Origin of the sequence: Kaistella sp. (assembly GCF_041824135.1) — a bacterium.
Lineage (GTDB): Bacteria > Bacteroidota > Bacteroidia > Flavobacteriales > Weeksellaceae > Kaistella.
Map to the genome: position 1 here is coordinate 1 of NZ_JBGZYM010000032.1, position 7,350 is coordinate 7,350.

7 protein-coding genes and 2 pseudogenes are annotated in these 7,350 nt (G+C 32.8%); 2 read left to right on the top strand and 7 right to left on the bottom strand.

The genetic code is table 11. The annotated features are described in order from the left end of the window. A pseudogene (locus tag ACEYOS_RS03750) lies at positions 1-132 on the top strand (IS30 family transposase); the annotation flags it as partial. 484 nt (positions 133-616) lie between these two features. Here the strand turns inward: ACEYOS_RS03750 and ACEYOS_RS03755 are convergent. The 7 genes and pseudogenes from ACEYOS_RS03755 to ACEYOS_RS03785 all read right to left on the bottom strand — a co-directional run. Continuing rightward, positions 617-1,375, bottom strand: a complete 759-nt coding sequence (locus ACEYOS_RS03755; protein ID WP_373797505.1) for a methylated-DNA--[protein]-cysteine S-methyltransferase — start codon at positions 1,373-1,375, stop codon at positions 617-619. A 1-nt stretch (position 1,376) separates the two neighbouring features. Then, on the bottom strand, positions 1,377-2,150 hold the full coding sequence (locus tag ACEYOS_RS03760; protein ID WP_373797506.1) for an isocitrate lyase/phosphoenolpyruvate mutase family protein: 774 nt from the start codon (positions 2,148-2,150) through the stop codon (positions 1,377-1,379). 50 nt (positions 2,151-2,200) lie between these two features. Continuing rightward, positions 2,201-3,070, bottom strand: coding sequence for a class I SAM-dependent methyltransferase (locus ACEYOS_RS03765; RefSeq protein WP_373797507.1), 870 nt, complete (start codon positions 3,068-3,070; stop codon positions 2,201-2,203). Positions 3,071-3,072: 2 nt separating this feature from the next. Further along, entirely contained in the window at positions 3,073-4,248 is a 1,176-nt protein-coding gene (locus ACEYOS_RS03770; RefSeq protein ID WP_373797508.1) for a pectin acetylesterase-family hydrolase, read from the bottom strand. Beyond that, positions 4,190-5,059, bottom strand: a complete 870-nt coding sequence (locus ACEYOS_RS03775; RefSeq protein WP_373797509.1) for a ThiF family adenylyltransferase — start codon at positions 5,057-5,059, stop codon at positions 4,190-4,192. Before ACEYOS_RS03775 ends, ACEYOS_RS03770 begins: the two co-directional genes overlap by 59 nt. Before the next feature lie 5 nt (positions 5,060-5,064). Then, positions 5,065-5,763, bottom strand: coding sequence for a GNAT family N-acetyltransferase (locus ACEYOS_RS03780; protein ID WP_373797510.1), 699 nt, complete (start codon positions 5,761-5,763; stop codon positions 5,065-5,067). Further along, positions 5,753-6,275: pseudogene (locus ACEYOS_RS03785) on the bottom strand (IS1595 family transposase); the annotation flags it as partial. The pseudogene ACEYOS_RS03785 and the gene ACEYOS_RS03780, both read right to left, overlap by 11 nt. Positions 6,276-6,369: 94 nt before the next feature. Between ACEYOS_RS03785 and ACEYOS_RS03790 the strand changes: the two are divergent. Next, positions 6,370-7,341: an IS30 family transposase gene (locus tag ACEYOS_RS03790; protein WP_373797511.1), complete on the top strand. Its 972-nt coding sequence runs from the start codon at positions 6,370-6,372 to the stop codon at positions 7,339-7,341. The last annotated feature ends 9 nt before the right edge of the window (positions 7,342-7,350 follow it).

Sequence of the window (7,350 nt, forward strand, 5' to 3'; positions counted from 1 at the left end):
CAGGATTTGGGCCAATACAGCGCAGCGCAGATTCAAGCGGTTACCGACAAAATCAACCTTCGCCCCAGAAAATGTTTGGGGTGGAAATGTGCTTATGAGGTGCTGTTTCGAAAAACGTTGCGCTTGGTTTGACAATTCAAGGTTTAAAAAATTCCTAAAATTTTTTTGCGTTTTGGTGCTTCAAGGCGTTTTATACCCTGCGATAGGTCTTTGATTGTCGCCAGTAACTCAAAAATTTGCTTTTCTTGGGCGTATATGCGTTCGGTGGCTTCTGTTAAGCGGTTTTGTAGGTCTTTTGTGCGTTCTTGTTCAAACTGTAAGGCTTGTTCAAGTAGTCAAATTTGACTGTTTAACGCTGTTCATTGGTCTGTTTTGTGCAGAGTGTTCAGTTTGTTTAGCTTTGTTTTTGGTTTTCCAAAAACTCGACTCATCTCGGCAGGGTCAATCAATCCGCTTTCGTTTTTAGAAAGCAATTTTTGTTTGATTTTGTTGTGAATAGTGGTGCGTGAAACGTCCCAGTTTCGCCTTGCTTCTGATATGGAAATTCACATATTTTAAACTGTTAAGAGTTGTTAGGTGTTCAGTATATTTACAAATGTTCAGTTGTAAATATTTTTTAATCTTTTTCTAAATCCAATAAATATTTTTTGCGATAAATTCCACCACCATATCCACCAAGTTTTTTATCTTTTTTTAAAACTCTATGGCAAGGTATAATAATAGAAATTTTATTTTTGCCGTTGGCACTTGCTACAGCTCTTGTTGAATTTGGCATACCTAATAATAATGCTTGTTCTGAGTATGATAGTGTTTCTCCATAATCTATGTTGATTAACTCTTTCCAAACAATTTTTTGAAAATCAGTTCCAATTATATCAAGTTCAATATTAAATTTTTTTAATTTCTTATAAAAATACATTTGTATTTCTTTTTTAGTTTTTAAAGAAAATTCATTTTCTTTAAAAACTAAATTTGAATCATAATGGTTAATTAATTCATTAATCTCTGTTTCAAGCATTTTTCTATCTATAAATTCAAGCAAGCAAAGACCTTTTTCTGAGCATATAGAAACCATTAATCCAATAGGTGTTTCTATAAAAGAATAATACAATAAATTATTTTTGTAATTTTTTGTATTATTTAGAATAAAAAATACTCTTTTTATTCTAATAAAAGCACCTAATGAAATTTTGAAATTATTAAGAAATAATTTCTTGTATTTATTTAGTTCAATTTCTGAATTTAAAGGGTGTTCTAGATATGATTTTGGTGGAAAATCATTATCTGATAACCATTTTAAATAATGGTCTTTTGATTCATTTAGAATAAATAATGTGCTATCTACAGATAGCACATTGTATTGATTATTTTTCATTTTACTTAAATTTTGTTGTTAAATTGGCGTGTTCATATAAGCACGATGTATTATTATTGGAAATTATTGCTTTGGTAAGTTTTTCAATTTCTGAAATAATACAATCCGACATAGCGTTTCCATAACTAAATCTTTTTACGCCAATATTTTTGAATTTTTCAATATCTGTAACATTAGGAATAGACATAATGTTTAGTGGAATGTCAATAACTGATAAAACTTCTTTGATATCTTCTTCTGTTGATATGCACGGAATAAAAATACCATCAGCACCACTATTCTGATATAATAATGCTCTATCTTTGGTTTCTTCTAATGGGTTTTCAAGATTCAAATAAGTATCTGTTCTGATATTTAAATAAAAATTATCAAAACCATTAGAAATTAATGCATCTTTAATTTCTCTAACCAAAATAGCAAATTTATCTTTACCTTTTAATCCATTATTTGGTATAGAATCTTCCAAATTTACACCCGAGCAACCCATTTTAGCTAAAGTTAAGATGTTTTCTACTATTTCTTTATTGTCTTCAGAGTAGCCAGCTTCTATATCAACAGATAAAGGTATATTAATTACTTTTAGTATTTGAGACACAACATTTTTTAGGTCATCAAATGATATATTTTGACCATCTTTGTACCCCAAAGTATTTGATATACCCCAACTAGTAGTACCTAATGCCTTAAATCCTGCTTGTTCGTGAATAATAGCGGATAGGCTATCCCAAACATTGCCAATAATTAGACATTCATTTTCTTTGATTAAATTTTTCATAAATACACCTTATTGAAATAAAGATAATTGTAATTAAATTTAATAAAAAATCAAATTTTTACTAAATTTAATATTCCGTGGAATCCGTGAATGTTAAAGCTATTATTTAGAAATTTATTTTCTAAATCATTAGCTGTAAAATGTTCGTAAATGACATAATTTAGATTATTCACGAAAGAATTAACATCATTTGGGTCTATGCCAAAAATATGTGGCTCTCCAATATTTTGTAATTCTCTATTTAATTCTTTTGCACCAAAAAAATTCAAATTGCCATCAATATAGTCTTTGTAGGCATAATCAAATGTTATGGTTAATTCTTCTTCAAAAAAAGAATTAAAATCTGCAAGAATTTCTTTAACCGTATTTTCTTCTAAAAAATATGTTACACCCTCCCATAATATAAATGTTGGTTGATTTGATTTTATATTATTTTTTTTGAAAATATCTAAAATATTATCAACGCCAAAATTTATAGGAACAAAATTACTTTTGCATAAAAAATTATTTTTCTTGATGATATTTTGTTTATATTCTAGCATTGAATATAAATCTAGCTCATAAATATCAAAATTTGACAAATTTTGATGAAATCTAATGCTTCTACTATCAAGACCAGCACCAAGCAAGATAATTTGACCACAATTATTTTTTTTAGTCCAATTCAATAAAAATTCATCAAATTGTTTTGTTCTGACTAAATGATAATTCATACAGCCTGGAACTCTATCGGAGAGTATTTTTTTTGAATTTTCTATATCTTCTAAAAAAATACCCCATTTCTCTGTTACAAAATATTTTGCTAAATAATCAGGATTTTTTAGAAAATTACTTTCATTTGATAATAATGACCGCATTAAGGCTGTTACGCTTGCACTTTCTATAAAATCGCTTTGGTTTCTTATAGGGGCTTTTGTCATAATTAACCTCTTTTTACTGAATTAACTGCTCTAAATATACACTTATTTCTTTCTTCTTCGGTAAAGAAAGTTTTCCTGAATAAGTATTCGCTTCCTTTTGAATAGTTATTGTCATTCAAAAAATCCTGAAACCAAATATTGAAAGAAATTTTATCTGAATTATAAAAGCTATCATTATATCTTAATCCAGAATGAATACAATCATCTTGTATATAAGTAAAATAATTTCTATTATTTAATAAAAATTTTTGATTTTCAGAAGATTTGTATTGCCAATCTTTTATGGATTCATTAGAGATATTCAGCCAATTGTTGGGGCTATTATTCATAATGTTAAAAAATAATATTTGCATAATATCGCTTGAAGTGGTAAATGAACCATATTTTATATGTGGATTACTAGAAATAATCTGATTGTATCTATTAATGATATAGTCATTTCTTTTTGTTGATGTTGGCTTGTATCCCCAAACACTATTTCTTGAAAATACCTTATCTTCAAAAGTTTTGGAAACTACACCATCAGAAGCATCAAAAAAAACATAAGTTTGATTTGATGGTATCACTTTATTAACATAATTGGAATTCAAAATAGCACCATAACCGCCAGCACTTGAGCCAACAATTAGTTTTTTTTGAAAATGCCTACTATCATTGCTTTTTAGCCATTCAAGTGCATAATTCAAATTATTTTTTCCGTGATGAAAAATTTGTATTTCTTTATTATTTTTTTTGTAAATTGTATTTTTATTTCCAAGAAATAAATCTCCTGTACAATAAGGAAGATTTAATACACTCCAATCTTTTATGTTGTTGTTATTATTTTTAAAATCAAGCAAACCACCCCAATAATTAGGCTGATTATAGGGAAGATTACTATTCTCTTCATAAGTATTTAATTGGTATTTGTCTTTATCAATACTATTGCAAGAATCAAAATCCCAACAAGCACCGCCACCATTAAAAAAAATCAATAAATTTTCATTTCCTTTTTTGTAATGGAAATTATACGATGTGCCATCGGCACACCGTAATTTATTAGAATCAGTATTAATTGTAGTCCAATACTCATTGGCTACACATACATTGACAAAAAGAGAAAGGGAAATTAATAAAATTTTATTTATCATAGTTACTCCATAGAATTTCCAACTCTTTTTTATTTTTAAAATTTCCATCTGATGTTACAATTTCACCAGATAGAGTTCCAGCATCAAAAATATACATTTGTGGAATTGGTGGCAACCATTTTCCATAAGGAGGAAATTCTTTGTTAATTAAAGATAATATAACCCTTTGTGTTAATATTCCTTCAGCTAAAGGTGGTGCACCAGTAAAAATTGGAACAGCCTTTGTTTGTTCTATCCATTGAGTAATTTTTTCATAAGTGGGAAACAAAGGAAGTTTTGGAGACCATAATTTTATTAATTTTTCGGTTAATTCAGGTGTTTTTTCAGTATTTTCATTTATTCCATACCAATCCTCAATTTTCATACTATCTTTTTCAAATTTGTATAAATGAGCATTCCAACCAACAACAGAACAAGCTAAAATTAATTTGGTTTCTTGATTTTCTCTAAAAGCTCTGTGCAGGGCAAATTTTTCTTTGACTACATAAAAATCTAATTGGTCTAGAATTAAATCACATCCACTAGCAAAGTCTTTTGCATTTTCTACCGTGATTCCGTCCTTGTATATTTCTATATCAACATCTCCTGCTAGCTCATAAACTAAATTACCAACAGTTTCGGCTTTATTAAGCCCTATTGTATCTTTGCTTGAACCATATTGGCGATTGATATTTGACCAATCAAAATTATCAGGGTCAGCAAGTTTTAGCTTTTTTACACCAAAACGAGCCAATCGAAGAGCCATAGCACCACCAATGCCACCACAACCAGCAATCCCAATAGTAGCATTTGATATAATTTCTTGAGCTTTCCTCCACTCTTCTTCATTTGTACCTAAGAATATTTCAGTTCTACACACATTCCTTAAAACAAAATTAATTTTTCAAGTTTTGACTGATGCTTTGAATCGTTCAAAATTTTTGTAGGATTTTGAAATACATCAAATTTCATAATTTTTACCTCGCCATATTCTTTATGATGAAGTATGCTCAAATAATCAGAAAAGCCTATTTTCTCAAAATATTCATAAAGATTTGGACTGCAATCCATAATAATCCAACGAATATTATTTTTTATACAATAGTTTACAGTCGCCAAAGCAAGATAAAATCCCAATCCGATTTTTCTATAACTCTTATCAACCATATACCTTGTAACAATACAAATTTTTCCATTATTTTCCATGGAAAAATTTTTTAATTTGTACAAGTCTTCATAGTAAGGTATTTTTCCAGCAACATCAGGATAGATATGGATTCTTGAAGTTCCTATTATTTCATTATTATCTTTTGCAAGAATAATAATTGAGCTATTTTCCATATCATCAGATATTTGTTTTAAATCATGATTGGCATAATTTTTATTTCTACCCATTTCTTCAAAATATATTTTATACCATAAATTGTAAACTCTGTTTCTCTCATAAGGCGTGCAAAGTGTAAAATTAATACTTTCCACAAATATCCCTCCCAAATATATAACATTGAAAATAAGTGTAACATAAACAAAATAGAAAATCAATGATTTAAAATGGGGCCGACGTAGATAAGATTTAAATCCCACACCATTTTCTCAATGTTTTAAGCTTTTGAGATGGTGTGCCGTAGTTAAAGCGAAACTCACATTCTTTGATAAAAAGATGAAAATGTTTCTTGTTAATGCCGTTGTACTTTCCTAAGCACTCGTTTGGCTTGATTCCAAAAGTTTTCGATGCCGTTGATGTGATTAGAGTCTTTTGCAAATTCTTTGGAATGGTTAATTCTAAAATGCTTAAAATCACTCACATCAAGAGCATTATAGCTTTTGTGGCAGTCTGTATAAACAATACTATCAGGCTTGATTTTGCTTGTAATAATAGGCATCAGCGTATCGGTTTTGGTGTCTTTAACACAGGCGGTATAAACTTTGCCATTTCGCTTTAAAAGACCGAATACAGCAGTTTTGCCACCAGCACCACGACCACGCTTGCCCTTACGGATACCGCCAAAATAACTTTCATCAAGTTCTATCTCGCCATCAAAGAGTTCTTTGGCTTCTTGGGCAAGATGATGTTCTATCACAAGTCTGATTTTATGTCTTGAATTGACAATCTAAATGCAACAAATGCGAAGAGGTGCCCATAAAGCAGTATGATTTTGTTACCACACAAAAAGCATACAAGGAGGCTTTATGAACACCTACCGGCATCTTACACCATTGGAGCGCGAAAGTATCATGCTGATGCTCAACCAAGGCGTCAGCATCAGCCACATGGCACGGGTGCTTAACCGCAACAAATCCACCATTTCACGCGAGTTGCGGCGCAATGCAGCTGCCCGGCCATACAGTGCCTGCGAGGCAGAAGAACACTATCGGCAACGGCGAACCCGTTGCCGTCCCAAACCCAAGTTCGCCTGTGCACTTCGCTTGGCCTGCGTACAGGAAATGCTGCTGGACCGGCAATGGTCACCCGAGCAGATCGAGGCGCGCATGAAACAGGAAAACAGTGCCCTCAGTGTGAGCTATGCCACCATTTACCGCGCCATCCGACAAGGTCGCCCGGATCGGGACGGGCAACAAGCCCGATGGCATCTGCGCCACAAAGGCAAACGGCGGCGCAAGTCTGCAGAGGTGGAGAAACGGGGCAAAATCGCCATCAGCCATCCATTGGCAAAACGCCCGGTTTCGGCACACAACCGTTCGCGCTTTGGCCATTGGGAAGCGGATACCGTAGCCGGCAAACAAGGAGGGGCGGTCTTGTTAACCCTGGTGGAACGCAAAAGCCGGTATTTGATGACGGTTTGGCTGCCCAAGAAAAATGCACAAGCACTCAAAGCAGGAATGCTCGACGTACTGCGTGATATGCCATTGCGCTCGATTACGCCGGACAGGGGTAAGGAGTTTGCCTCGCATGCGCAGCTGAGTGACGAATTGCAGGTACCGTTTTATTTTCCGGAGCCTGGCCAGCCGTGGCAGCGGGGCAGCAATGAAAACACCAACGGTTTGCTGCGTCAGTATTTTCCCAAGCGTCAGGATTTGGGCCAATACAGCGCAGCGCAGATTCAAGCGGTTACCGACAAAATCAACCTTCGCCCCAGAAAATGTTTGGGGTGGAAATGTGCTTATGAGGTGCTGTTTCGAAAAACGTTGCGCTTGGTTTGACAATTCAAG